The organism is Rhizobium rhizogenes NBRC 13257 (assembly GCF_000696095.1).
GTDB lineage: Bacteria > Pseudomonadota > Alphaproteobacteria > Rhizobiales > Rhizobiaceae > Rhizobium > Rhizobium rhizogenes.
In genome coordinates this window covers 95,757-120,858 of sequence record NZ_BAYX01000021.1, presented here as the reverse complement: position 1 = coordinate 120,858, position 25,102 = coordinate 95,757, and the positions used below count along the sequence as shown (strand labels likewise).

Annotated in this window: 18 protein-coding genes and 1 pseudogene; 12 read left to right on the top strand and 7 right to left on the bottom strand. The window is 60.1% G+C overall.

Features of this window, described 5'->3' with window-relative positions; all coding sequences use genetic code 11:
* From RRH01S_RS29215 to RRH01S_RS29195, 5 genes are all read right to left on the bottom strand, one after another.
* The coding region (locus RRH01S_RS29215) for an acetyl/propionyl/methylcrotonyl-CoA carboxylase subunit alpha (protein ID WP_042476456.1) at positions 1-1,729 on the bottom strand (1,729 nt) is incomplete at its 3' end.
* A 41-nt stretch (positions 1,730-1,770) separates the two neighbouring features.
* Positions 1,771-3,372, bottom strand: a complete 1,602-nt coding sequence (locus tag RRH01S_RS29210) for a 5-oxoprolinase subunit B/C family protein (RefSeq protein ID WP_042476453.1) — start codon at positions 3,370-3,372, stop codon at positions 1,771-1,773.
* Positions 3,373-3,379: 7 nt separating this feature from the next.
* Complete coding sequence (locus tag RRH01S_RS29205; protein ID WP_042476451.1) at positions 3,380-4,186, bottom strand: putative hydro-lyase; 807 nt, start codon at positions 4,184-4,186, stop codon at positions 3,380-3,382.
* Between the two features lie 24 nt (positions 4,187-4,210).
* The gene (locus tag RRH01S_RS29200; protein ID WP_007694121.1) at positions 4,211-4,975 is read right to left on the bottom strand and encodes a LamB/YcsF family protein; all 765 of its coding nucleotides are present in this window, start codon (positions 4,973-4,975) and stop codon (positions 4,211-4,213) included.
* A gap of 11 nt (positions 4,976-4,986) precedes the next feature.
* Positions 4,987-6,255: an NRAMP family divalent metal transporter gene (locus RRH01S_RS29195; protein WP_007694123.1), complete on the bottom strand. Its 1,269-nt coding sequence runs from the start codon at positions 6,253-6,255 to the stop codon at positions 4,987-4,989.
* Positions 6,256-6,647: 392 nt separating this feature from the next.
* Here RRH01S_RS29195 and RRH01S_RS29190 point away from each other — a divergent pair, with 392 nt between their 5' ends.
* A complete protein-coding gene (locus tag RRH01S_RS29190; protein WP_007694126.1) occupies positions 6,648-7,322 on the top strand; it encodes a GntR family transcriptional regulator in 675 nt (224 codons plus the stop codon).
* A gap of 187 nt (positions 7,323-7,509) precedes the next feature.
* Here the strand turns inward: RRH01S_RS29190 and RRH01S_RS29185 are convergent, their stop codons facing one another.
* Both RRH01S_RS29185 and RRH01S_RS29180 read right to left on the bottom strand, forming a co-directional pair.
* Positions 7,510-10,359 carry a response regulator gene (locus tag RRH01S_RS29185; protein ID WP_042476448.1) on the bottom strand — a complete coding sequence of 950 codons (2,850 nt, stop codon included), beginning with the start codon at positions 10,357-10,359 and terminating at the stop codon, positions 7,510-7,512.
* A complete protein-coding gene (locus tag RRH01S_RS29180; RefSeq protein ID WP_007694132.1) occupies positions 10,359-10,742 on the bottom strand; it encodes a hypothetical protein in 384 nt (127 codons plus the stop codon). The genes RRH01S_RS29185 and RRH01S_RS29180 overlap by 1 nt, the downstream gene beginning before the upstream one ends.
* An 809-nt stretch (positions 10,743-11,551) precedes the next feature.
* Between RRH01S_RS29180 and RRH01S_RS29175 the strand changes: the two genes are divergently transcribed.
* The 11 genes and pseudogenes from RRH01S_RS29175 (at position 11,552) to RRH01S_RS29125 (ending at position 24,806) form a co-directional block, all read left to right on the top strand.
* Entirely contained in the window at positions 11,552-12,808 is a 1,257-nt protein-coding gene (locus RRH01S_RS29175; RefSeq protein WP_042476446.1) for an arsenic transporter, read from the top strand.
* An 82-nt stretch (positions 12,809-12,890) separates the two neighbouring features.
* Positions 12,891-13,157: pseudogene (locus RRH01S_RS29170) on the top strand (transposase); the annotation flags it as partial.
* Between the two features lie 222 nt (positions 13,158-13,379).
* Entirely contained in the window at positions 13,380-14,411 is a 1,032-nt protein-coding gene (locus RRH01S_RS29165) for a substrate-binding domain-containing protein (protein WP_007694139.1), read from the top strand.
* A gap of 73 nt (positions 14,412-14,484) precedes the next feature.
* A complete protein-coding gene (locus RRH01S_RS29160) occupies positions 14,485-16,029 on the top strand; it encodes a sugar ABC transporter ATP-binding protein (protein ID WP_042476442.1) in 1,545 nt (514 codons plus the stop codon).
* 28 nt (positions 16,030-16,057) lie between these two features.
* On the top strand, positions 16,058-17,047 hold the full coding sequence (locus tag RRH01S_RS29155) for an ABC transporter permease (protein ID WP_110924675.1): 990 nt from the start codon (positions 16,058-16,060) through the stop codon (positions 17,045-17,047).
* A gap of 1 nt (position 17,048) precedes the next feature.
* Entirely contained in the window at positions 17,049-18,053 is a 1,005-nt protein-coding gene (locus RRH01S_RS29150; RefSeq protein WP_007694144.1) for a sugar-binding transcriptional regulator, read from the top strand.
* Entirely contained in the window at positions 18,050-19,045 is a 996-nt protein-coding gene (locus tag RRH01S_RS29145; RefSeq protein ID WP_042476433.1) for an aldo/keto reductase, read from the top strand. Before RRH01S_RS29150 ends, RRH01S_RS29145 begins: the two co-directional genes overlap by 4 nt.
* A 12-nt stretch (positions 19,046-19,057) precedes the next feature.
* The gene (locus RRH01S_RS29140) at positions 19,058-20,806 is read left to right on the top strand and encodes a glycerol-3-phosphate dehydrogenase/oxidase (RefSeq protein ID WP_007694148.1); all 1,749 of its coding nucleotides are present in this window, start codon (positions 19,058-19,060) and stop codon (positions 20,804-20,806) included.
* A complete protein-coding gene (locus tag RRH01S_RS29135) occupies positions 20,779-21,621 on the top strand; it encodes a class I fructose-bisphosphate aldolase (RefSeq protein WP_007694150.1) in 843 nt (280 codons plus the stop codon). The genes RRH01S_RS29140 and RRH01S_RS29135 overlap by 28 nt, the downstream gene beginning before the upstream one ends.
* Before the next feature lie 33 nt (positions 21,622-21,654).
* The gene (locus tag RRH01S_RS29130) at positions 21,655-23,184 is read left to right on the top strand and encodes an FGGY-family carbohydrate kinase (RefSeq protein ID WP_042476429.1); all 1,530 of its coding nucleotides are present in this window, start codon (positions 21,655-21,657) and stop codon (positions 23,182-23,184) included.
* Positions 23,181-24,806 (top strand): GMC family oxidoreductase, encoded by a 1,626-nt coding sequence (locus RRH01S_RS29125; RefSeq protein ID WP_042476425.1) that lies wholly within the window; start codon positions 23,181-23,183, stop codon positions 24,804-24,806. Before RRH01S_RS29130 ends, RRH01S_RS29125 begins: the two co-directional genes overlap by 4 nt.
* Positions 24,807-25,102 lie beyond the last annotated feature (296 nt).

Genomic DNA, 25,102 nt, shown 5'->3' with positions numbered 1-25,102 from the left:
CTGGGACCTCGAAGGACGCGATCTCGGCTCCGGCATGCAGAAAGACGCCAGCCTCCGCCTTGAAACGGACCCTGCCGGCCTGCGGCGCCACCACCTGGGTTTCCATCTTCATGGCTTCCATGACGGCAATCAGATCGCCGGCTGCGACCTCAGCACCATCTTCGATCTTGAAGGCCTGCAACGTACCCGAAATCGGTGCGGTAATGCTCAAGGGGTCGTGTGCCGCAATAGCTGAAACCGGAGCAGCAATGGTCGGCAAGCTCCCCAAGCTGGCGAGAAGCGCAGATGGGATGCCGAGCTCGTGGCGTCTGCCGTCTATCTCGACATGGGTGCGGATGAGCGTGTTGTCAGGGGCCGGCGCTGGCCGGGCTTCCGCATCGAGACGGGCGGCGAAGTTCGTCTCGATCCAGCGCGTATGCACCTTGAAGCCATCCTCGCCAGTGAAGTCACGGCTTTCCATCGCCGCGCGGTGGAAGGGCAGCACGGTCGCAATGCCTTCGATCCTGAACTCGCTCAAGGCGCGCCGGGCACGAGCGAGTGCCTGCTCGCGGGTGGCACCGGTGACGATCAGCTTGGCCATGAGGGAATCGAACGTGCCCGGCACAGTCGAACCGGAAACCACACCGCTGTCGAGACGGATACCGGGGCCTGACGGGGCGTCGAAGCGTGTGATCGTGCCCGGTGTCGGCAGGAAGCCGCGACCCGGATCTTCGGCATTGATACGGAATTCGATCGAATGGCCACGCGGGGCCGGTGTCTCGGTGATGCGCAACGGCAGCCCGTCAGCGATGCGGAACTGTTCGATGACGAGGTCGATGCCAGTCGTCTCCTCCGTGACGGGATGCTCGACCTGCAGACGGGTGTTGACCTCAAGGAAGGAGATCGTGCCGTCAACGCCGAGCAGGAATTCGACCGTGCCGGCGCCGGAATAGCCGGCGGCAGCGCAAATACGCTTGGCCGCGTCATGGATCTGCTGCCGTTGGGCATCCGAGAGGAAGGGCGCAGGCGCCTCTTCGACAAGCTTTTGGTTGCGTCGTTGCAGCGAGCAATCGCGCGTACCGAGAACCAGAACATTGCCGTGTTTGTCGGCCAGAATCTGCGCCTCGATATGGCGCGGACGGTCGAGGAAACGTTCGAGGAAACATTCACCACGGCCGAAGGCGGCTTTGGCTTCGCGCACGGCCGACTCGTAGAGTTCAGCGACCTCTTCCATCTTCCAGGCAACCTTCAACCCACGGCCACCGCCACCATGGGCGGCTTTTATGGCGACCGGCAGGCCATGCTGTTCGGCAAAGGCAATCACTTCGGCGGCTGTCTCGACGGGGCCGTCGCTGCCGGCGACGAGCGGCGCGCCGACGCTGGCCGCGATCCGACGTGCCTCGACCTTATCGCCGAGCGCCTCGATAACGTGCGGATCGGGGCCGATCCAGATCAGTCCGGCTTCCTGCACGGTGCGGGCAAATTCGGCCCGTTCAGACAGGAAGCCATAACCCGGATGGACGGCGTCAGCGCCACTGCGTTTGGCAATGGCGATCAGCTTTTCAATGTCGAGATAGGTCTCGGCCGGCCGGCTTCCCCTCAGCCCATGGGCCTCGTCGGCCATCGTGACAAATGGCGCATCCATGTCCGGATCGGCATAGACGGCAACCGATTTCAGGCCGTGATCGCGGCAGGCGCGGATGATGCGGACGGCGATTTCACCACGATTGGCGATCAGCACTTTTTTCATTGACGTTTCCTCACTGTTTTTCTTGCTCGGCGTCGCTCGTCTCAGACCTTGGCGGGCTTGATATCGGCGAAATCTCTCACGGGTCTGAAGCGTATCTGGGCATTGACCGGGATCTGTCCGGCGAGATCGAGATGATGTTCGGCAACCGTTCCGATGACCGGATAGCCGCCGGTCAAAGGATGGTCGGCGAGGAAGAGTACCGGTTGACCACTGTGCGGCACCTGAATAGCGCCGGTCGCAGTTCCCTCACTCGGCAGTTCCGCCTTGTTCTTGCGCTCGAGCGCTGTTTCACCGGAAAGTCGGATGCCGACGCGATTTGACTGCGGTGTCACATGAAAAAGCTGATTGGATAGGGCCGCGATGCCGGCTTCGGTGAACCAGTCACTGCGTGGTCCCATGATCACATCAAGCGTCACGACTTCGCCGGAGGCCGGATGAGCGAAGGTCGGCGCCTCGGTGAGCGAGACGCTGTTGAGGTCCGATGCCTCGCTGTTGATAGTCAGAACCATGCCCGCGGTCACTGGATCAGGCCCGACCACGGCGAGCGTATCGGTCGAGGCGCTGCCGAGCACCGGCTTCACATGAAAGCCGCCACGAACGGACAGATAGCTGCGCATGCCCTTCGGCGCCTGTCCAAGGGTCACGACATCGCCGGCCTCGAGTGAGACTGGCTGGTAGGTTTCGGCAGCAAACATACGGCCCGACGCGTCGCGGATGCTGATCGGGCAGGGAGCGCCCGTCACGCCGAAAACAGCACGGCCCGATACCTCGAAGGAGAAACCACCGAGGATGATTTCGAGACAGGCTGTGCCGGCAGGGTTGCCGACAAGGCGATTGGCGGCTTTCAGGGCGCCTTGATCGAGCGCACCGGAAGACGATACGCCCTGGCCGGTCTGGCCGAAACGGCCGAGATCCTGAAACAGCGCTGGCATGGGGGCGAGCAACACTTTCAGCGTCAGGGTATCGGTTTCTGCTTGGGCAGATGCGGAGGTTGCTGCCTTTGCCGGTGTGGTTGAAACAGAGACCGATTTTTTAGCAAGATCGAAAAATCGAACCCGGTAACCGGGCTGGAACAGCGCCGGCGGATCGCGTGACAGATCCCACATCTTTGTCGTCGTCGTGCCGATGATCTGCCAGCCGCCGGGACTCGCTTGTGGGTAGACGCCGGAAAATGCACCGGCGAGCGCGACCGAACCCGCCGGAATTTTTGTCCGCGGGCTCTGCCGGCGTGGCACCTGCAGGGCGATATCGCCGCCGACAAGATAGCCGAACCCCGGAGCAAAACCACAAAAGGCGACGGTAAAGGTGCTCTCTGTGTGGCGGCGGACGACCTCTTCGACCGAAAGACCGGTGAGTTCGGCCACGTCGGAAAGATCCTCTCCGTCATATTGCACGGGAATTTCCACCAGCACGTCCGAAGGCGCAATGCGGGCAGAAAGATCGCGCGTGGCGATATTGGCCGTCAGCGCCTCTGCAGTCAACTTTTCCGGACGAAACCGGATCATCAGGGTGCGGGCGGCGGGCACCATATCTACGATGCCATCCACGGGCTCTGCTTCGAGAGAGGCAAACAGCGCCAGCGTCTCGTCAAGATCGGCGAGTTCGACCAGGATAACCGTCAGGCTGACAGGCAGGAAACGCATCGGAACCTCAGGCGTGATAGGCTGAATCGGGAATATTGGTGATGAACATATGCCCCGGCGCATGGGTTATGGCAAAGGGTACGCCGGACGCCATGACGGCTGCCTGTGGAGTGACGCCGCAGGCCCAGAAAACGGGGATCTCACCGGGCTCGATGCGCACCGGATCGCCGAACTCTGGCTTAGCCAGATCCTTGATGCCGATCTCTTCAGGCGCGCCAACGTGCACGGGCGCGCCGTGCACCGCCGGAAAGCGGCCCGAAATGGTGGCGGCATCCGCCACACGCGATGCTGGGATCGGCCGCATCGAGACGACCATATTCCCGCGCAGACGTCCCGCCGGGCGGCAGGCCTTGTTGGTCAGGTACATCGGCACATTGGACCTGTCGGTGATATGGCGGATCTCGATACCTGCCTCAACCATCGGCGTTTCGAAGGTGAAACTGCAACCGATCAGGAAACTGACGAGGTCTGGATGTTCGCCCCAAGCCGCGGTTGCATCCGCGGTTTCTTCAGCCAGTTTGCCGTCACGCCAGACGCGGTAGAGCGGCAAATCCTTGCGCAGGTCGGCCCCCGGTGCCAGAAGTGTTGTATGCGAGCCTGGATCCGAAACGTCGAGAACCGGGCAGGCCCTCGGATTGCGTTGCGCATAGAGGAGGAAGTCGAAGGCCCAGTCGCGGGGCAACACGATCATGTTGGCCTGGGTGAAACCGGGGGCGATGCCTGAGGTCGGCTCAACGGTGCCTGCGCGATAGCGCGCGCGGGCCGTGCGCGCCGCTTCGACATTGACATGGCGAAGATGGTCTAAAGCGATCATGATGTTCCTCCCGTGGATGCCTGATCAGGCGGATAGGAATGAGCGGACGGTGATGCCGTCGGCTTTGAAGGCGCGACGAATTTCCTGAGCGATGACAACAGCACCGGGGCTGTCGCCATGAACGCAGATCGATTGCGCGTCGATCCTGATGGTTGAACCGTCGATAGCCTCCAGCGTGCCTTTGTTGGCAAGCTGCAGCATACGCTGGGCAATGAGCTGCGTATCATGCAGGACCGCACCCGCGTCGCGGCGCGACACAAGCTGGCCGTCCGCCGTGTAGGCGCGATCGGCGAAAGCTTCGGCGACGACCTGAAGGCCTGACTTCCGCGCGAGTTCCAAGATGGGTGCGCCGGCCAATCCCATCAGCACCAGCGAGGGGTCCACGGCCTTGATGCCGTCGATGACCGCCTGACCCTGTTTTGGGTCATGGGCGATGCGATTATAGAGCGCGCCATGCGGCTTGACGTAGCCGACAGTGACGCCGGCTGCGGTGGCAATGCCTTTCAGCGCGCCGATCTGGTAAATGACGTCGGCGATCAGTTCGTCGTGTGTGACGTCCATGTCGCGCCGGCCGAAGCCGACGCGATCCGGGTATGAGACATGCGCGCCGATCGAAACACCTTTCTCGGCGGCAGCCTTGACGGTCTTCCAGATGCCCAGGGAATCGCCGGCGTGGAAGCCGCAGGCGACATTGGCGCTGGAGACAACGGCAAGCATCGCCGTGTCATCGCCCATGGCCCAGGCGCCATAGCTTTCACCGAGGTCGCTGTTCAGATCGATGGCTATCATGACAATTCTCCTCAAGCAGCCGTAAGCAAAGCGAAGATTGGGCCGATCGACTTGTAGCCCATGTACCAGGTAAGCATGCACGTCAGTACGCCCAGCACCAGGAGCCAGCGTGGATAGCGATACCCGCCGAACAGATCCGAGCGAGCCCAGACCGCATACATGAAGATCGACAGGCCGACCGGCAGGACGAGGCCGTTCAATCCGCCCACAAAGACCAGCATGGCGGCTGGCGGGGTGGTTATTAGCATGTAGGCGATTAGAGAGATGGCAATGAAGCCGACGGTGGCGAAGTTGCGCTGCCGCTCCGTCATATCCTTCTTGAACGCGGTCAGGAAGGAGACCGACGTGTAGGCAGCGCCGATGATGCTTGTCATCGCCGAGGCAAGGAAGACTGCGCCGAATAGACGCAAGCCGATATCGCCTGCAGCAGCATGAAACGCTTGGCCGGCCGGATTTGCAGCTTTGCCTGACAGGTCGATGACGACGCCGCTTGCGACGACACCGAGCACGGCTAGGAACAGAATATATCGAAGCACGCCGGTGATCGCGATGCCGCTCAATGCTGCCCTGTTTACGGCGGCGAGATTTTCAACGCCAACCGTGCCCTTATCCAGCAGGCGATGTGCCCCGGCATAGGTGATGTAACCGCCAACAGTGCCGCCGACGATAGTTGTGATCGTCGCGAAATCGATGACGTTGGGCAGGACTGTCTGGCGCAGGGCTTCGGCGATGGGCGGACCGGATACGATTGTCGCGTAAAGAATGAGAGCGAGCTTGATGAAGGCTGCCACATAGACCACGCGATCCATGGCCACGCCCGCGCGCCGCGACAGGAAAATACCGATCGCCGCGAGCGCACCGATCAGGCCGCCGATCTTCGGGTCGAGGTCGATCATTGCGTTGAAGCCGAGGCCAGCTCCGCCGATGTTGCCGATATTGAAGAACAGTCCGCCGATGATGACGAGGACGGCAAGGAGATAGCCGGAGCCGGGTATGGCCGCATTGGCGATATCAGAGGCCCGCATGCGGGTGATGGTGACGATCCGCCAGATGTTTGCCTGGACAACGAAGTCGATCACGATCGAAACGAGAATGCCGAAGGCAAAGGCCGCGCCGAGCTTGACCGTGAATGTGGCGGTCTGGGTGATGAAGCCGGGACCGACGGCGGACATCGACATCAGGAAGATGGCGGCCATCAGAGCCGATCGGCGCGACTTGACCGACATCCCAGATGGCGTGGGCGGTGCGGTGCCGGTGGACGAAATAGCTGGCTGTTCCAAGAAACCTCTCCTTATGTGTGGACGGCCCTGAACTCCCTCGGGTTAGCCCACTTAAATTTATCGACAGGCCAACGTTGCCGCGTTCTACAATTCTGTCAAGATTGTTCAACGATTTTATATTATCGTTCTACTATAATGCGGAAATGTTGAGCGATATGAAGTTTAATTGAGCACAGAATTGCCTTGATTGGCGCAGATTTAGGCCGCGTTGCAGCCGCGCTTGCCGCCTTCCTGTCATTAAGGATAACAAAATCGCTGACTAGGAACTATGTCTGGCGTCGCCGCGATCCGCCTAGTCGCGTTATCCAGCCATGGTTCCCATGGGGCGAGAACCGCTATATCGATGGGCACAGGACGGATGTTTCATCCGTGTGCATGCATAAGGGGTTTTGATGGCTGAGCAGGATACCACATCGGCGCTTGCGCCGCGGCTGGCGGAGGAGATTCGCGACAAGCTGATTGCGGGCGAATTGAAGCCCGGTCAGCGCCTCTCCGAGGCGGCGCTCAGCGTCGGCATGGATGTGTCTCGCAATTCGCTGCGCGAAGCCTTCCGACTCCTGACCAAGGAAGGCCTTTTGCGGCACGAGCACAATCGCGGTGTCTTTGTCGCCACGCCCAGCATGGCCTCAATCATCGACATTTACCGGGTACGCCGCGTGATTGAATGCCAGGCACTCGCCAAGGCCTATCCCAATCATCCAGCGGTGGCGCGCATGCGCTTGGCTGTTGAACGAGCCAGGGTCGCGCGCGGCGACAGAGATTGGGGGACGGTCGGCAGCCAGAACATGGTTTTTCACGCAGCGATCGTCGATCTTGCTGACAGTCAACGGCTGAACGTCTTCTATGCTCAGATCGCCGCAGAGCTCCGCCTTAGCTTCGGTCTGCTCGCCGATCCCGAGCTGTTGCATGCGCCCTATGTCGAGCTGAATGCGGCGATACTCGAACAGCTCGAAGCTGGAATGACGGCTGAGGCTTCCGCGGCACTCGAGGCTTACCTGACGCAGTCCGAGCGCGCTGTTCTCGCTGCCTTTTCGCGAATTGATGTGAGGAACTCATCCGGGAAGTAAATGCGTGCGGCTAAGCCGACCTGAGACCTGTCGCGCTTGAACTTATCGCTGAAATTGGCTTTGCCCATACAGGCCTCCTTGCCTCTGTTTTAGGGAAGAAGGTGTCTACGAAACTAGGGTCTATTCAGACCACAAGGCGCTTGAACGCAAAACTGGCGTGGTTGTACTCATCCATTGGATAATAGTTTCACGGCAGGTCAGGTTGTCCAAAAGTACTTTTTTGAGGGAATGCGGCTGACCATTCTTGCAGCGCGGCGGCAGCTTTGGCGTAGTCGAGCCTAGAGATTGCCTCACGCACGCTCTTAAATTTCTCGTCGTTCGCTCGACCGCCAAGCACTCGCTCCAGCATCTCAAACACCTGCCGCGCATGAAGTTGGCAATCTTCCAAAAGGTCATGCAGCTCGATCGTCAGGGCTGCCACCGCGGGAATATCCAACCGCACATCAGCCTTCGCGCGCGCGGCTGGTTCGGCAGATTGAACGAGGTGAGGAATGGCGACAAAGGCTGAGTTCAGCGCATCGGCCAATGCTGACAGCAGACGAGGGTTGGTTGATGGAGCCGGGTGGGCCAGCCGCTCCTCCAGCATCGTGGCCAGGGTTGCGACTTCAGACAGGCCCAGCGTTGTGGAGACACCTTTCAGCGTATGAGCGAGAATGCGCCCCTGTTCGAAATCGCCATTTTCTATATGGCGGCTCAAGGTGGGCACGACATCGGCAAATTTTCGGCCAAAATCGACGATCAGCTTGCGCAGCAGCGGCTCGTTACCGTTCACCCTGACAAGCGCCGCCTCAAGGTCGAAAGGCGGCAGCGCAGACGGCAGTCCGCCGAAGGGCGAAATGGTAATTTGTTGCGCCGACGCAGGACTGGCGAGTCCCGGGCCATCTGTCACCAATGGCAGTCGGATCCAACGGCTCAACGCGGCCAGCAGTTGTGCTGGATCGAGGGGCTTGGATATGTGATCGTTCATGCCCGCCGCCAGGCAGTTCTGGCGCTCGGCCTCGTAAGCATGCGCGGTCATGGCTATGATAGGCAACCACTGATCGCCCAGCCCAGCGCGTATCTCCCGTGTCGCATCCATGCCGCCAAGCTCCGGCATCTGAAGATCCATCAGCACGGCATCGTAGCGATGGCCGGCCTCAAGCACCTTTCGCACGGCGATCAAGCCGTTTTCGGCCGTATCGACGTTCAAGCCGCCGTCGGTCAAGATTATCTGGGCCAATTCGAGATTGATCTCGTTATCCTCGACCAGCAGAATTCGGGCGCCCCGCAGCGCTGGCGCGACCATCGGAGTGTGCTCGGCAGTGTTCTTGGACGGTACTTGGTCCGTATGGGCGAATATCCATGTTAGCATGTCGAACAAGGAAGAGGCGCTGACGGGCTTGGATAGAAAGCCGTCTATGCCGAGCGTTTCGGCTTCACCGACCGCCTGCTCCCTTCCATAGGCGGAGATCATGACGATGCGTGGCCAGTCTTCACTCGGCAGGATGGATTGTAGCACCTTGATTGCTTCCAGGCCGTTCATGCCCGGCATCTTCCAGTCGAGCAGCACCAGATCGAAGGGACGGTGTTCGGCAATGGCACTACTGATCGCCGCTAGCCCTTCCTGCGCGGAGGCTGCCAATTCCGGGATAATCGACCAGGCTTCGCAAAAGCCTTGGAGAATTTCCCGTGAACCCTCGTTATCGTCGACCACCAGCACTCGCAGATTGGCGAAGGCGACCGACTTTTGCTCGACTGTGTGCCGACGAATTTCATCTTCCTCCAGCATAACGGTGAAGGTGAAGGTACTCCCGTGACCCTCTTTGCTTTCCACCGAAATGCCACCATCCATGAGGGCGACGAGTTGACGGCTGATCGCAAGCCCCAGCCCCGTGCCGCCGAAGCGCCGCGTGGTGGAGCTGTCGGCCTGGGTAAAGCTGTCGAACAGCCGTGCAACCTGTTCAGATGACATACCAAGACCGGTATCGCGCACCACGCCCTCGATCACGCAACGGCTATCCTGATGTTCTCGTAAGTTGAGCTTAAGGGTAACTTCACCGCTGCTAGTGAACTTTATGGCGTTGCTGACGAGGTTCAGCACCACTTGGCTCAATCGCAGTTCGTCGCCGCGCAACATAGCCGGGATTGCCGGATCCACCTGCCAGCCGATGGCGATGCCTTTCTCCTGCGCTTTCAATGTAGAGAGTTCCATGGTTCGTTCGATCATGGCCCGGGGATCAAAAGACGCTTTTTCCAGCGCCATCTTGCCGGCCTCAATCTTTGAGAAATCCAGGATGTCCTTGAGCAGGCTCAGCAACCGGTCGCTCGCACCGCGGATCTTGGTGACGTAATCGTGCTGCCGCGCTGTGAGTTCCGTTCGGCCGAGAAGATGGCTGAAGCCTAGGATGGCGTTCATCGGCGTACGGATCTCGTGGCTCATATTGGCCAGGAATAGGCTCTTGGCCGCGTTGGCTTGCTCGGCTTCACGCGTACGGACTTCGAGCGTCTCGTTCTGCACGGTGAGAACGTGCCCCATATTTTCGATGCGCTCGAAGGCGTTGACCAGCTTGTTGCTGAGCCAGATCAGCACGGTCGTCTGGAAAATAACAATCCCCGCATGCAACAGCACCCGGTTGATGCCCGCGTCATTGACGAAGACCGCCGCTGGCACCGTATAGTTCAGCACCAAATGGTGTAGGGCAATGGCCGTGGCCGCCAGCAGCAGGCTAGGCGCGTCGAACCAGGCGATCAAAAGGGCCAGAGTGGCGAAGAAATACATGTGCATGTCCATCTGCCAACTCAGGCCGGATGTCAGATAGACCAGCAGGGCCGGCTCACCCATCAGCGCAACGGAGCTTAGATGGCGTGTGACCGGCGCACTGCCCGTAAAATGCCAAGACAAATGTGTGGTCGCCGCAAACAGCCCGGCCAGCAGAACCGGCATGAGAGCGGGTTTGCCGACATAGAATGCGATTGCTGCAAGGAGAGGGACGTGAAGCCAGAGCAGGGGAACAAGCAATCGTCCGAAACCAGTGCGCAGGCGGGCGATTTCATTCATCAGATTGCCCCTTTGCCATTATCGACAAGACCGCGACAGCTACGTTGCGTCGGCGCGTCGAGTACCAGCCAGGCGCCGGCAGCATAGAGCGCGGCGACGAGGTCCTCCGGTTCGTCAGGGCGGCGCTCGCCTTCGGGCGCACGGCGCACGACAATGATATTGGGCAGTGCTCCGCCAGCAATCATCCGTCCGCCGGCCGCCGCGACTAGGGAGGCCATCCGGTCCTCTTTCCACCACGGAGGTCCTATGACGGCCATCTGAGCATCGGGCGCCGGATTGCCATAGGTCATGGCACCGATACCGAAGGCACTGACAAGCAGCAGTGCCAAAGCCGGTAAGATCGCCACCAACCTGCGGCTCTCGGAGCAAGTTCCAGATGTCATGAGGCATCCGCTGAGTGTCAATTAGATAATCTAATGTAAATTCTGCTAATTAATGTTGGTCTAGGCAATGATTGTCGGATTGGATCAGATTTCGGGTAGGCTTATGAATCGAAGATTGGAAGATTCCAGCTGATTGACAGATATTGTCAAGTTTTTTGACTTTTCTGCGCGAGTTATGCGAGCTGGACGTGACCAACCACGGACAATGTCCTGCAGCAGTATCCTTTACAGGATGGCCCGGTCGCAAACTTTTGGAAAGCCTTGAGGAGCGGCTCTCGCTGGACACAGTTATGCAGCGAGCGCGGAAGATTGCTGAAACGCTGACGAATAAAACTCGTCAGCTGCTTTTCGTGCAAGACAATGCCTCTTTACATCAGAAACCCATCAGATCGCATGATATGCCGCGATGATTGCGACAACCTGTGCCGAATCCAGTGCCTGCAACTGAGCCGTCTTTGGATATGCGGCCTTCGGCAGGGAGATCAGAGACGCACACAGTAGCGGCCGCCAATCGAGTTATTGCCATTCCACGTTTTTGAAACAGCCGGGTCGATCGTTCGAACCCCCGTACGGGGGATTGGCGCCTCGCTGAGCAACGTCGTCGCGGGCTGGCTTACCAATATCGGTGGATATGGGCTTGCCTATTGGGTTCATGGCGGCGTAGCCGCTTTCGCAGCTGCTGCCTTTTTCGCGGGATATAAGAGCATTGCGCCAACACAAAAGAACGATATTGGTGAGGCTGACGACCTTGCCGTCGCTACACCCTGATCGCCCTTCCGTCCTTTACCAATCTGTGAATTAAGAACGACATGAACGCACTGACCACGACTTGGGGAATAGCCGGGCTGACCGCACTCGGCGTCATCATGCGGCCTTTCGCACTGCCGGAAGCCGTATGGGCGGTCATGGGCGCGCTGCTGCTTCTGGTTTTCGGGCTGATCGGTATTGCCGATGCCTGGGTTGGCGTTACGAAGGGCCTCGACGTCTATCTCTTTCTCATAGGCATGATGCTGCTCTCCGAACTGGCTCGCCGGGAAGGTCTCTTTGATTGGCTGGCCTTGGTCGCAACCACCCATGCCAAGGGATCGCCAAGGCGGCTTTTCGTGCTGATCTATGGTGTCGGCATCGTCGTCACCGTCTTTCTCTCGAATGACGCAACAGCCGTCGTGCTGACGCCGGCGGTCTATGCGGCATGCAGGGCGGCGAGGGTGAAGGATCCCATGCCCTATCTCCTCATCTGCGCCTTCATCGCCAATGCCGCTAGTTTTGTCTTGCCGATCTCGAACCCGGCCAATCTTGTGATTTTCGGCGGCGGTACGATGCCGCCGCTGTCGCGCTGGTTTGCCGCCTTCGCCTTGCCTTCTCTCGTGTCCATCACCGTAACGTTCCTCGCGCTCTACTGGACGCAACGTTCCGTCATCAATGCCGATAGCGTCGCGCCGGATATGCAGGAAATGCCGCTGTCATCAAGTGCGAAGCTTGCGGGTATCGGTCTGTGTGCCACGGCTGTTGTATTGCTTGGCGCATCCACGCTCGATTTCGATCTCGGCTTGCCGACATTTCTGGCAGGATGCCTTACCACGACGGCTATCTTGCTGATGGAGCGCAAAAGCCCGGTCGAGACGTTCAAGGGCGTTTCCTGGAGCGTGCTGCCGCTCGTCGCCGGATTGTTCGTCGTCGTGGAGGCGCTGAACCGGACGGGATTGATCGACAGTCTGGCGCAGTATCTTTCGCACGGTGCCGCGGCCTATCCGTCACAGACGGCTGCAGCTGCAGGCGCAGTCACCGCTTTGGCTTCCAATCTCGTCAACAATCTGCCGGCGGGCCTTGTGGCAGGCAACGCTGTTCAGGCGGCGGATGTTTCCGACAAGATCGCCGGTGCCGTGCTGATTGGCGTAGATCTCGGGCCAAATCTTTCGGTCACCGGCTCACTCGCGACGATCCTGTGGCTGACGGCGCTGCGTCGCGAGGGGCTGCATATGGGAGCGTGGCCATTCCTGAAGCTTGGCGTCATCGTGATGATACCGGCGCTGGTTTGCTCAATCATTGCCCTCATCATCCAATAGGATATTTGGCCATTGGGCCAGTTGTTCAATGCTTGGACAGCTTCTTCTCGACGCGGGAAATTGATTAGGCTCAGGACCCATTGACTGGATGCTTGCCGATCGTGGATATGACGCCGACTGGTTCATGGCTGCTCTATTCCACAAGGGCATCAAACCCTGCATTCGGCGGCGCAAATCCCGCTACAAGCCGGTCAAATACGACAGGCGCCGCTACAGATGTCGCAACCGCATCGAGATCACGTTCGGTCGTCTCAAGGATTGACGCCGCATCGCTATCCGATGCGACCGATGTCCGACCGTCTTCTTCTCCGCCATCGCTCTCACAGCAACCGTAATCTTCTGGCTGTAATCAACCAGACCTGACCCTAGCTCGCGGCCATCAACCTGTCTTCGGCCTCAAGCTGGCTCTCCTGGCGTGAAATATATTTCATTGCGTGAATTATATTGACATATCGATTTCTCCGAGGCTAATTACAGCCACCGGGGTTCGAGGAGGAAGTCCGGTTTCACGAACAAGGCGCGCGGTGCGCCATCGGCTTTTTGGGAGGGGCGTCAGCCTCGAGGAGGAACTTTGCGCAATTTTCTGGGCACGACAGCGATGGCTGTTTTGGCTGTCGCGACATTGAGCACGGCTGCGTCAGCGGCTGAAACGGAAAACCCGTTTCGCTGCAAGCCGGGTGAGAAATACGTCATGAACGTCATGGTTTCGGGCGTCGAATACTGGTTCCCGGTCTACGAAATGTTCAAGCAAGCCGGTCGGCAGCTTGGCTGCGAGACCGCCTATACCGGTACGCCGGAATATGACGTCAACAAGCAGATCGCCACCTTCGATCAGGCGCTCGCCCAGAATCCGGCAGGCATTCTTGTTCATCCGATGAATTCCGACCCATTCATCGAGCCGATCAACCGCGCCATCGATCAGGGCACGGCAGTCGTCACCTTCGCGGCGGATTCGCCGCTTTCCAAGCGCATCTCCTTCATCACTTCGGACAATACGCGTGAAGGCACTTACGCCGCCGATGCAATCGCCGAGAAGCTTGGCGGTAAGGGTGAATACGCGGTGCTGGAAAATCCGGGCCAGGACAACCACGACAAGCGCATCGCCGCCTTCATCGCTCGTATGGAAACAAAATATCCTGGCATGAAGCTCGTCGGACGGGCCGCGTCGAACCAGGACCCCAACAAGGCTTATCAAGGTCTCATGAGCCTGGTGCAGGCGCATCCAAATCTCAATGCCGTGTTCATGCCGGAGGCAAATTCGGCGATCGGCGCGGCCCAGGCCAACAAGGAAAGCGGCGGCAAGATTCTCGTGATGTGCGCCGATGTCAATGCCAACATCCTCGACATGATCAAGGCCGGCGAAGTGTTCGGCTCGATCAATCCGAACCAGGGCATGCAGGGCTACATGGGCTTCATGATGTTGTGGTTTGCCAAGCATCCGGAACTGATCGACCCGATGAACGATGCCAAGCGCTCCGGCTTCAACCCGATGAGCATTCCCTTTGTCGACAATGGTCTGTCGATCGTAACGGTGGCCAATGCCGATGATTTCTATTGGGATAAATACCTGAAGCGCCGTGGCACGAAAGGCATCGAGGAGTAGGCCTTGCAAAGTGGTTGTCCGGGATGAGGAGATCCCGGGCAACCGATGCAGAGTAGGGAAGGGAGAGGATGTCATGACGCCAGCGCCGGTCTTGGAGATACGTAATGTCAGCAAACGCTTCGGCGCCATCAAGGCGCTGACGGATGTGACATTTGCCCTGGAAAAGGGTGAAGTCCATGCACTTTGTGGCGAAAACGGCGCGGGCAAGTCGACGCTCATGAACATTATCGCCGGGGTGCTGCAGCCAAATGAGGGGGAGATCCTCATCGACGGCGCGTCCGTGAAGATCTCTTCTCCGGCCGCCGCCCAGTCTCTGGGAATAGGTCTCGTCCATCAGGAAATCGCGCTTTGTCCGGATGCAACGGTTGCCGAGAACATGTTCATGGCAACAACGAACCGGCGCCGGTCGCCCTTTATGAATTTTGCTAGGCTGGAGCGGGAGGCGCAGGCCGTGATGGACCGCCTTGCCCCCATTGATGTCCGCCAGAAGGTCGGCGATCTGCCTATTTCCAGCCAACAGCTTGTCGAGATCGCCAAGGCCCTGACGCTCGACTGCCGCATTCTCATCTTTGACGAGCCGACGGCCGCGCTGACAGAAGCGGAAGCTCAAGTGCTCTTCGGCATCATCAACGACCTGAAAGCCCATGGCATCTCGATCGTCTATATCAGCCACCGCATGGCGGAGATCTTCAGTCTTTGCGACCGCGTCACCGTCTTTCGCGACGGGCGATATGTTTCGACGGAGCATGTGTCCAATATCACGGCGGAAGATGTGGTGCGCCGCATGGTCGGCCGCGAGATCACCCAGCTCTATCCGGAAAAACAGTCCGCGGCGGAGTGCACTGGCGAGAGCATTCTTTCCGTCCGCAATCTCGGCGACGGCAAGCGCTTTCAGGATGTCAGCTTCGAATTGCGCAAGGGCGAAATTCTCGGGATCGGCGGCCTGATCGGCTCCGGCCGGACCGAGATCGCGGAGGGCATTTGCGGGCTACGTCGGACGACGGAGGGTGATATTCGGCTTGGGGACGAGGCTCTCCAAGTGAGATCCTATGCCGATGCGGTACGGGCTGGCGTCGTCTATCTCTCCGAGGATCGCAAGGGCTCCGGCGTATTTCTCGACCTGTCGATCGCGCAGAACATAGCTGCTCTCGATCTGAAGTCGTTGACCGGGCCTTTCGGCCTTTTGAATGCGAAGCTGGAGGCCGAGCGAGCGCAGGATCTTGCGCGCCGTCTCGGCGTTCGTATGGGCGGTATAGACATGCCGATATCGTCGCTTTCGGGGGGCAATCAGCAGAAGGTCGCCATCGCCAAACAACTGGCGGTCGATCCGAAGGTGATCCTCATGGACGAGCCGACGCGCGGCATCGACGTCGGCGCGAAATCAGAAATTCATCGCCTGCTGCGTGACCTCTCCCGTTCCGGGATCGGCATCGTCGTCATCACGTCGGAACTACCCGAGCTCCTTGGTCTTTGCGACCGGGCGATCGTCATCCGCGAAGGCACCGTTGCCGGCGAGCTCGAAGGAGCAGCGATGACGGAAGAGGCCATCATGCGACTCGCTTCGGGCATCGGCGCCGGACAACACACCACATCGAAGGCATCAGAGCATGCCGTCTGAGAAAAAGGCAGAAACGGGGGACAAGGCAATGACAGATCATGCATTGGCGGTGACGAGGGAGCGCGCTTCCTCCTGGAGAAAGCTTGGAACAATGCGGGAAGCGGGGCTGATCGCCATCATTCTTGCCCTCTGCATTCTGATGAGCTTCGCCTCCCCGCATTTTCTGACGCTCGGCAGTTTCAGGGCGATGCTGATGTCGTTCTCGGTCGAGGGTATCGTTGTCGTCGGCATGACAATCCTTCTGATTGTCGGTGGTATCGATCTCTCGGTTGGGTCGGTCGTCTGCTTCTCGATGGTCCTGTCGGGATCGCTATTCCTATTGGGACTGGATCCCTGGAGTGCGTCGCTGATCGGCATCCTCGCCAGCGCGCTGATCGGCTGCGCCATGGGCTTCTTCGTCACTGTCATCGGCCTCAATCACTTCATCACATCGCTGGCCGCCATGGTGATCGTGCGCGGCATCTGCCTCATCATCACCAAGGGAACGCCGCTGTCACTGTTCACGCTGCCGCCTTCCTTCAAGGCCATCGGGCAGGGCACGTTTTACGGGGTGCCCTTTGTGATCCTGATCTTTGTCGCCGTGGTCGCCATCTTCGACTTTCTGCTGCGCAGGGCAACGGCCTTCCGCAAGGTCTTTTACACCGGCAGCAACGAGAAGGCGGCGCTCTATTCCGGGATCAAGACCAACCAGGTCAAGTTCTGGGTCACCGTGCTCTGCGCCACGCTGTCAGGCGTTGCCGGCGTCATCTACATGTCGCGGTTTGGCGCCGCGACGCCCACCTTCGGCGTCGGAATGGAGCTCAATATCATCGCAGCGGCTGTCATCGGCGGCGCGTCCCTGAGTGGCGGTTCCGGCACGATCCTCGGTGCCATCCTCGGTATCGCGCTTTTGTCCGTGGTCACGAGCTCGCTGATCCTGCTCAATGTATCGGTCTATTGGCAGGACATGATCAAAGGCTGCATTCTACTCGCCGCCGTTTCCATCGACCATTTCCTGCACAAGCGGAAGGCTGCCTGACATGCCGATTGCAAAGTCGAAATCCCCATCCGCGCCCCGCGAGGAAATCGTCATCGCGCGCCAGATGCATCAGGCTCTCGTTCTGCACTTCCTTGAGGGCCTGACCCAGGCGCAGATTGCCGATCAGCTCGGCCTCTCGCATGCCACCATCAACCGGTTGATCAAGCGCGGTCGCCAGCTCGGCCTCGTCGAGATCAAGATCAAATCTCCCGTCGAACCGCTGGTCGACATGGAAGAGCAGCTTCTGGCGCTTGGCGGCATCAGCCGCGCCATCGTGGTGCCGACGGTGTCCGATAATCCGCAAACGACGTTGCAGACGGTCGGAGAAGCGGCGGCGCGGCTGCTTCTCGAGCAGATTGCGGACGGCGATACCATCTGCATCACCGGCGGCAAGGGTGTCAGCGCAGTTGTTGCCAGCCTTCAGCCGCCGCGCCGTTTCGATGTCGCGGTCATCCCGGCAACCGGCTGCGTGCAGGGCAAGCACTATACGGATGTGAACCACGTCTCGACGATGATGGCCGACCGGCTCGGCGGCCACTCATTCCAGATCCACGCGCCTCTCTTTGCCGACAGCGCCGCCGAGCGCGACATGCTGATCAACATGCGCTCGGTTGCCGACGTCTTCAGGCAGGCGCGCGAGGCCAAGGTCGCGGTCGTCGGCATCGGCTCCATTCTTTCCGACGACTCCAGCTATTATGACCTGCATCCCTCTTCGAGCACCGACCGCGCAGCAATCGAACGCTCCGGCGCCTCATGCGAACTGCTGGCGCATCTGCTCGATGACCAGGGCAGTATTTGCGATTACAGCCTCAACCGGTCCCTGGTCTCGCTGACCCTTCCGGAGTTTGCCTCGATCCCGACGAAGATTGGCGTGGCAAGCGGGCCGAACAAGGCAGGGCCGATCCTCAGCGTCATGCGCGGTCATCATCTCGATACGCTGGTTACCGACGAAGCGACCGGCGCGCGCGTTTTGGCGCTCGCAAACGGCGAAGGACAACGCGCATGAGCGAGCAGCAATTGATACGCGATATAGGAAGGTCCGGCGTCGCCGCTTCCGCAGTCGGCCTCGGAACATGGGCGATCGGCGGCTGGATGTGGGGCGGCACGGATGAGGCGGAATCGATCGCCGCGATCCAGGCGTCGCTGGATGCCGGCGTCACATTGATCGATACAGCACCGGCCTACGGGCTCGGTCGATCCGAGGAGATCGTCGGCAAGGCGCTTGCGGGCCGCCGTGACAAGGCGGTTATCGCCACCAAATGCGGCCTCGTGTGGCACACCGACAAGGGCAGACATTTCTTCGATCAGGATGGCAGACCGGTTCACCGCTATCTTGGCCGCGATGCGATCTTCCACGAGGTCGAAGAGAGCCTGCGGCGCCTCGCGACGGACTATATCGACCTCTACATCACCCATTGGCAGGATCCTACCACCCCGGTCGAGGAGACGATGCGGGCGCTGGAAGATCTGAAGGCATCGGGCAAAATCCGGGCAATCGGCGCCAGCAATGTCGGAGCGCCGGAACTTGAAGCCTATATTTCGACTGGCGGCCTGGATGCCATCCAGGAGCGCTTCAGCATGATCAACCGGGAGATCGAGATCGATCTGCTGCCGCTGACCCGAGCGAACGGCATTTCGACGCTAAGCTATTCCTCGCTTGCACTCGGCCTTTTGTCCGGCACCATTGGACCCGACCGGGTCTTTTCCGGCGACGATCAACGGCGGGAGAATCCGCGCTTTTCCGTTTCCAACCGCGAGAAAGCGCTGGCCTTTGCGACTGCCATCAGGCCGGTTGCCGATAGGCACAAGGCCAGTGTTGCGCAAATCGTCATCGCCTGGACGCTCGTTCAACCCGGCGTCACCTTTGCCCTCTGTGGCGCGCGCAATCCCGCGCAGGCGCTCGACAATGCCCGGGCCGGAACCATACGGCTGGATGCAGATGATCGATCAGCCATCGATGCAGCAATTTCAGCGAAACTGACCGATATGGACAGGTAACGGATCGTCATCATGAATCGTGAAGAGACGTTCGACGGGCTTCGCCGGAGCCCGAAGGTGGACGCGTGTGTCATCGGCGGCGGCATCAACGGCATCAGCGTCTTTCGCGAGCTGGCGCTGCAGGGGCTTAATGTGCTTCTGATCGAGAAGCATGACTATTGCTCGGGGGCGAGCGCGGCATTGTCGCGCATGGTGCATGGCGGCCTTCGCTATCTCGAAAACGGCGAGTTCAAGCTGGTGCAGGAATCGCTCGTCGAGCGTGATCGACTGCTGCGCAATGCGCCACACTATGTCGCTCCGCTGCCGACGACGGTGCCGGTCTTCGATATCGTCTCCGGGCTTGGCAATGGCCTGGTTCGCTTCCTGGGGTTGACCCGCCGGCCCAGTCGCCGCGGTGCCATCGCCATCAAGGCCGGGCTCAGCATCTACGACTTCCTGACGCGCAAGCGGGCGATGATGCCGCGACATCAGTTTCGCGGCCGGCGCAGCACGCTTGCCAAGTGGCCGGCGCTCAATCCCGACATCAAGAGTTCGGCCACCTATTACGATGCTTGGGTCAGCCACCCGGAACGCCTCGGCATCGAACTGCTGGACGACGGACTGTCGGCCGGGCGGCAGGCACGGGCGCTGAATTATGCCGATATCCGCGCGGCCGGCGAAGGCCGATATCTCGTCCGCGACACCATCGCAGGTTCTTCGGCAATGATCGAACCGACGCTGATCATCAACGCAACCGGCGGATGGATCGACATTACCAACGGTACGCTCTTTAAACCTGAAACGCAGGCGGCACCCCTGATGGGCGGAACCAAAGGCTCTCACCTCATCATCGGCAATGCGAGGCTTTACGAAGCGCTGGCCGGCCACATGATCTACTACGAGAACGAGGATGGCCGGATCTGCATCCTGTTTCCCTATCTGGGCAGGGTCCTGGTCGGCTCGACCGATATCCGCATCGACGATCCCGACAGTGTACGCTGCGAAGCGGACGAGCGGGATTACATATTGCAGTCCCTGTCCTTCGTTCTGCCCGATATCGCGATCCGGCCGGAAGAGATCAGCTTCCAGTTCTCCGGCGTGCGGCCACTGCCGGCGAGCACCGACAGCTTCACAGGCCGCATCCCGCGCGATCATTTCTGCACGGTCGTGGACGCCGACGATGGTGGTCCGTCGGTGCTGTGCATGATCGGCGGCAAATGGACGACCTTTCGGTCGTTCGGCGAACTCGCGGCCGATCTCGCGCTGGAGCGGCTGGGGAAAGAGCGGCGAATTTCGACTGCCGACCGCGCGATCGGCGGTGGGCGGCGGTTTCCCCTGGATCGTGCTGCCTGGATCGCCCGAGTGGCCTCGGAGAAAGGAATTCCGGGCAGTCGCATGGCGACACTTTTCAGCCGCTACGGCACGCAGGCGGAAGCGATCGCCGGCTTCGTTGCGACGGCACCCGACAGACCCATGCCGCATCCGGACTATTCGGAGCGCGAACTGCTTTTTCTCATCCGCAACGAGGCGGCGGAACATCTTGACGACGTGCTGCTGAGGCGCACCACGCTTGCGATATCAGGTGATCTCTCCCAGCAGATGATGGATGCGGTGCTCGCTCTTCTGGCTGCGGAAAAAGCCTGGACACCGACGCAGAGCGCTGCCGAACGCGGCCGTTTTCTCACCCTTTTGCGTGAACGCCATGGCGTCACCGAAAGCACTCTTACAGACCGGAACGAACAAAGGAGCATGGAATGCGAAGCAACAGCAAAGTCCGGATGAACCGGCTGTTCAACGGCGGCCGCTGCCTGGACGTGGCCATTGATCACGGTGTCTGCAACGAGCCGTCCTTCCTCAACGGCCTCGAAGACATGCCGGCGGTCGTGAAGACCCTGGCGGCGGCGGCCCCCGATGCGATCCAGATGAATTACGGCCAGGCAGACCTGCTGCAAACTATTGCCGCCAAGAATAAGCCGGCGCTGGTGATGCGCGTTGACATGGGAAACCCGTATAACCGCACGCGTCACCGGGACATGTGGGCTGTGCTCCAGAACGAAGCTGAGCCGCTGATCGGCGCGATCGAGATGGATGCGGCCTGCGTCGTCGTCAATCTCTTCATGCTTCCCGACGAGCCGGATCTCTTTCGCCAATGCGTTGAGAATATTGCCCGCGTGCGCGCGGACTGCGACAAGTACGGCCTGCCATTGATGATCGAGCCGCTCGTGATGCAACCGGTGGACAGGGCCGGTGGCTACATGGTCGATGGTGATGCGGACAAGATCGTCACCTTGACGCGATTGGCGCGGGAGATGGGGGCGGATATCGTCAAGGCGGACCCGACCACCAATGCGGAGGATTTTCATAGGGTTGTCGAGGCAGCACGGTGCCCGGTTCTGGTTCGCGGCGGCGGTAAGGAAGATCTTCGCGCCGTCTTCGACAAATCGGCGGCCTTGATGCGGCAGGGTGCCATGGGCATGGTCTATGGACGCAACATCTATCAGCACGCCAATCCGGGCGCCGTCGTGCGCGGGCTGATGGCGATCATACATGACGATGCCGGCGGCGAGGAAGCCTTCGCGCTTTATCAGCGCGGCTGACAATAAAGACGGGAGCCTTGGGAGGGGTTCGGCATGGCAGATTATCTATTGGGGCTCGACGCCGGCAACACCGTCATCAAGGCGGTCATCTTTGACCGCGCCGGCAATGAAATCGCGGCGGCGGCGGCAGAGGGTCACAGCCGCATGCCATGCCCTGGACATGTGGAACGCGGGCTCGACGAGCTATGGGCGAATGCCCGCGAGGTCATAAGCATCTGCATCGAGCGGGCCTCAATCCGGCCAGAAGATATCATTGCCGTTGGCTGTGCCGGTCACGGAAACGGGCTTTATGCGCTGGATCGCGATGGGCAGCCGCTCCTCGGTATTCAATCGCTGGATACGCGAGCGGCGGCTCTCGTCGAGGAATGGCAGGCGCAAGGGGTTGGTGACCGCACCTATCCGATCGGCCAGCAGCGGCCGTGGTCGTCGCAGACGCCGACCTTGCTTGCCTGGCTGAAACGGTATCGGCCGGAAACCTTCGCCAGGATCGGCACGGTTTTCCTGTGCAAGGACTTCATCGTCAATCGGCTCACCAGCATGCGGGTGAGCGAGGTTTCCGATATGACAGGCTGCGGTTTGCTTGACGTCGCCAATCGCCGCTACGACCGGGTGCTGATGGAAGCCTATGGCCTTGGCGACTGCATGGAGCTTCTACCGCCCTTGATTGAAAGCACGGATATCGCGGGGGAGATCACGACGGAGGCGGCCATCGAGACCGGGCTTGCCGCCGGCACGCCTGTTGTCGGCGGTCTGTTCGATGTTGTCGCGTCTGCCGTCGGCTCCGGCGTCACGCGAACGGGTGCCGCCTCGATCATCGCGGGAACCTGGAGCATCAATCAGGTCATCATCGACAGGCCGCAGCTGGCCGGGCCAGTCTTCATGTCCTCTACCTTCGACCGGGAGCGTTATATGGCGATCGAGTCGAGCGCCACGTCGGCGGCAAATCTTGAATGGCTGGTGCGGGAATTCTTTTCCGACGCTTCGACGGATGGCCGCTCACCTTTCGATCTCTGTGGCGAACTCGCCGCCGCTATTGAGCCGGCTGCGGATGACCCGCTCTATCATCCGTTCCTCTATGGCGCGCAGCAGAACGGCAATGCCCGCGCCGGCTTTTATGGTGTTGCCGGCTGGCATACGAAGGGGCATCTCGTGCGTGCTGTCCTCGAAGGCGTCGCTTTCGGTCACCGTGAGCACATAGAGACAATGCGCCGAGCCGGAGCCGTCTTCAACGAAGCGGTGCTTTCGGGCGGCGGTTCCCGGAGCCTGATCTGGCCGCAGATATTTGCCGACGTTCTGGGTCTGCCTGTGTCGATCGCGCGCTCGCGCGAAACCGGTGCGCTCGGAGCGGCAATCACCGCAGGAACAGGCGCCGGTATCTTCGCGGACTTTGCCGCAGGCGCGGCCTCGATGGTGCGGATGGAGCGCAACTATACGCCGAACAGGCGCCTGGAAGGCCACTATGAACGGCGTTATGGCCTTTACCGCGATATCGCCGAGGCGATGGTCCCGATCTGGCGGCGCCTTGCCTCAGGGGCCGATCAAATAGCAGGAGCCATGAAATGAGCGGATCTTCGAACGAGGCGATCGCAGATGCCGGTTCCTATGACTTCATCATCGTCGGAGCCGGGTCGGCCGGATGTGTGCTGGCCAATCGTCTCTCTGCAAATCCGGCAAACCGTGTGCTGTTGCTCGAGGCAGGCGGCAGCGACCGATATCATTGGGTGCACATCCCGATTGGTTACCTCTTCTGCATGGGCAACCCGCGGGTGGATTGGATGATGAAGACTGCCGCTGAGCCCGGACTCAACGGCCGATCGCTTCCTTATCCGCGCGGAAAGCTGCTTGGTGGCTGCTCCTCGATCAACGGAATGATCTACATGCGTGGGCAAGCCGCCGATTATGACGGATGGCGGCAGGCGGGCAATGCCGGATGGGGTTGGGACGATGTGTTGCCGTATTTTCTTAAGTCCGAAGACAATTACCGCGGCAAATCGGCCCTGCATGGGGAGGGCGGCGAATGGCGTGTGGAGCGGCAGCGCCTCTCCTGGCCGATTCTCGACGCGTTCCGGGAGGCAGCGGCGGAACTCGGCATTCCGAAGACGGATGATTTCAACGGCGGCGATAATGAGGGCTCGGGTTATTTTGAGGTCAATCAGCGCAGCGGAGTGCGCTGGAACACCACCAAGGCCTTCCTGCGCCCTGCGATGAAAAGGCCCAATCTCAGGGTCCTGACTGGGGCGGAAACGGAAAAACTTCAACTCGACGGCCTCCGGGCCACCGGTGTTCGTTTTCGAATGAACGGCAGGTTGCACATGGCGCGTGCCGGGCAAGACATCATTCTCTCGGCCGGAGCGATCAATTCGCCAAAGATACTGGAAATTTCCGGGATCGGCAGTCCCGGCCTATTGCGGGCCGCAGGCATCGACGTGGCTCATTCGCTGCCCGGTGTCGGCGAGAATTTGCAGGATCACCTGCAGATCCGCACTGTCTTTCGCATCGAGGGCGCGAAGACGCTCAACCAGCTCTACCACAACCTTTTTGCCCGCGCGGGCATGGGGCTTGAATATGCCTTTCGCCGGTCCGGTCCGCTTTCCATGGCGCCCAGCCAGCTCGGCATCTTTGCAAAGAGCGATCCATCCCTGGCGACAGCGGACCTTGAATATCACGTCCAGCCTCTCAGCACCGACCGGTTGGGCGAGCCGCTGCATCGCTATCCAGCCGTGACCGTATCTGTTTGTAATCTCCGTCCGGAAAGCAGGGGAACGGTTCATGTGACGGGTCCAAACACCTCTGCGACACCGGACATAAAGCCGAATTACCTATCGGCGAGCCGAGATCGCATCGTCGCGGCCAAATCGATCCGCCATGCTCGTAGCCTGATGCACACAAGCTCGATCTCGGCCTTCGCGCCAAAGGAAATGCTGCCAGGCACGGAGTTCCAGAGCGACGAGGAACTGATCCGAAGGGCCGGCGACATCGCGACGACGATTTTTCACCCTGTCGGCACCTGCAAGATGGGGAGCGACGAAAACGCGGTTGTCGACGCCCGGCTGCGCGTACACGGTATCGGCGGACTGAGGGTCGTTGATGCTTCGATCATGCCGAATATCGTTTCGGGCAACACGAATTCGCCGGTCATCATGATCGCCGAGAAGGCCGCGGAGATGATTGTCGAGCGAGTGTGAGCTGCAAGGAAAGAAATTCCATCATGTGTCTGCGCCGCAGAGAGCATCCACATGGAGTCATCGCGAGACTGAATTACCCTGAAAACGGGATACGTTCTTGGAGAACGGCTGTTCTCCGATAACATGAAAACACGGACTCACGATTGAATACCCTGCGACCTGCATCAATGCGCTTTGAATGAAAAACGCCGAGGACGAGGCAGTTTTGATCCAAGGAGTGCCAAGGCCGTCACTCGATAGCTCGGTCCGTTCATGCTGTCGGCTGTCCTGACCGCGCCTCCGCTGCCATCGGAGCA

Excerpts from the sequence above, each read along its gene's own strand:
- RRH01S_RS29210 (WP_042476453.1), bottom strand. The coding sequence starts at position 3,372 with ATGCGTTTCCTGCCTGTCAGCCTGACGGTTATCCTGGTCGAACTCGCC.
- RRH01S_RS29205 (WP_042476451.1), bottom strand. The coding sequence starts at position 4,186 with ATGATCGCTTTAGACCATCTTCGCCATGTCAATGTCGAAGCGGCGCGC.
- RRH01S_RS29200 (WP_007694121.1), bottom strand. The coding sequence starts at position 4,975 with ATGATAGCCATCGATCTGAACAGCGACCTCGGTGAAAGCTATGGCGCC.
- RRH01S_RS29190 (WP_007694126.1), top strand. The coding sequence starts at position 6,648 with ATGGCTGAGCAGGATACCACATCGGCGCTTGCGCCGCGGCTGGCGGAG.
- RRH01S_RS29185 (WP_042476448.1), bottom strand. The coding sequence starts at position 10,359 with ATGAATGAAATCGCCCGCCTGCGCACTGGTTTCGGACGATTGCTTGTT.
- RRH01S_RS29180 (WP_007694132.1), bottom strand. The coding sequence starts at position 10,742 with ATGACATCTGGAACTTGCTCCGAGAGCCGCAGGTTGGTGGCGATCTTA.
- RRH01S_RS29175 (WP_042476446.1), top strand. The coding sequence starts at position 11,552 with ATGAACGCACTGACCACGACTTGGGGAATAGCCGGGCTGACCGCACTC.
- RRH01S_RS29160 (WP_042476442.1), top strand. The coding sequence starts at position 14,485 with ATGACGCCAGCGCCGGTCTTGGAGATACGTAATGTCAGCAAACGCTTC.
- RRH01S_RS29155 (WP_110924675.1), top strand. The coding sequence starts at position 16,058 with ATGACAGATCATGCATTGGCGGTGACGAGGGAGCGCGCTTCCTCCTGG.
- RRH01S_RS29150 (WP_007694144.1), top strand. The coding sequence starts at position 17,049 with ATGCCGATTGCAAAGTCGAAATCCCCATCCGCGCCCCGCGAGGAAATC.
- RRH01S_RS29145 (WP_042476433.1), top strand. The coding sequence starts at position 18,050 with ATGAGCGAGCAGCAATTGATACGCGATATAGGAAGGTCCGGCGTCGCC.
- RRH01S_RS29140 (WP_007694148.1), top strand. The coding sequence starts at position 19,058 with ATGAATCGTGAAGAGACGTTCGACGGGCTTCGCCGGAGCCCGAAGGTG.
- RRH01S_RS29135 (WP_007694150.1), top strand. The coding sequence starts at position 20,779 with ATGCGAAGCAACAGCAAAGTCCGGATGAACCGGCTGTTCAACGGCGGC.
- RRH01S_RS29130 (WP_042476429.1), top strand. The coding sequence starts at position 21,655 with ATGGCAGATTATCTATTGGGGCTCGACGCCGGCAACACCGTCATCAAG.
- RRH01S_RS29125 (WP_042476425.1), top strand. The coding sequence starts at position 23,181 with ATGAGCGGATCTTCGAACGAGGCGATCGCAGATGCCGGTTCCTATGAC.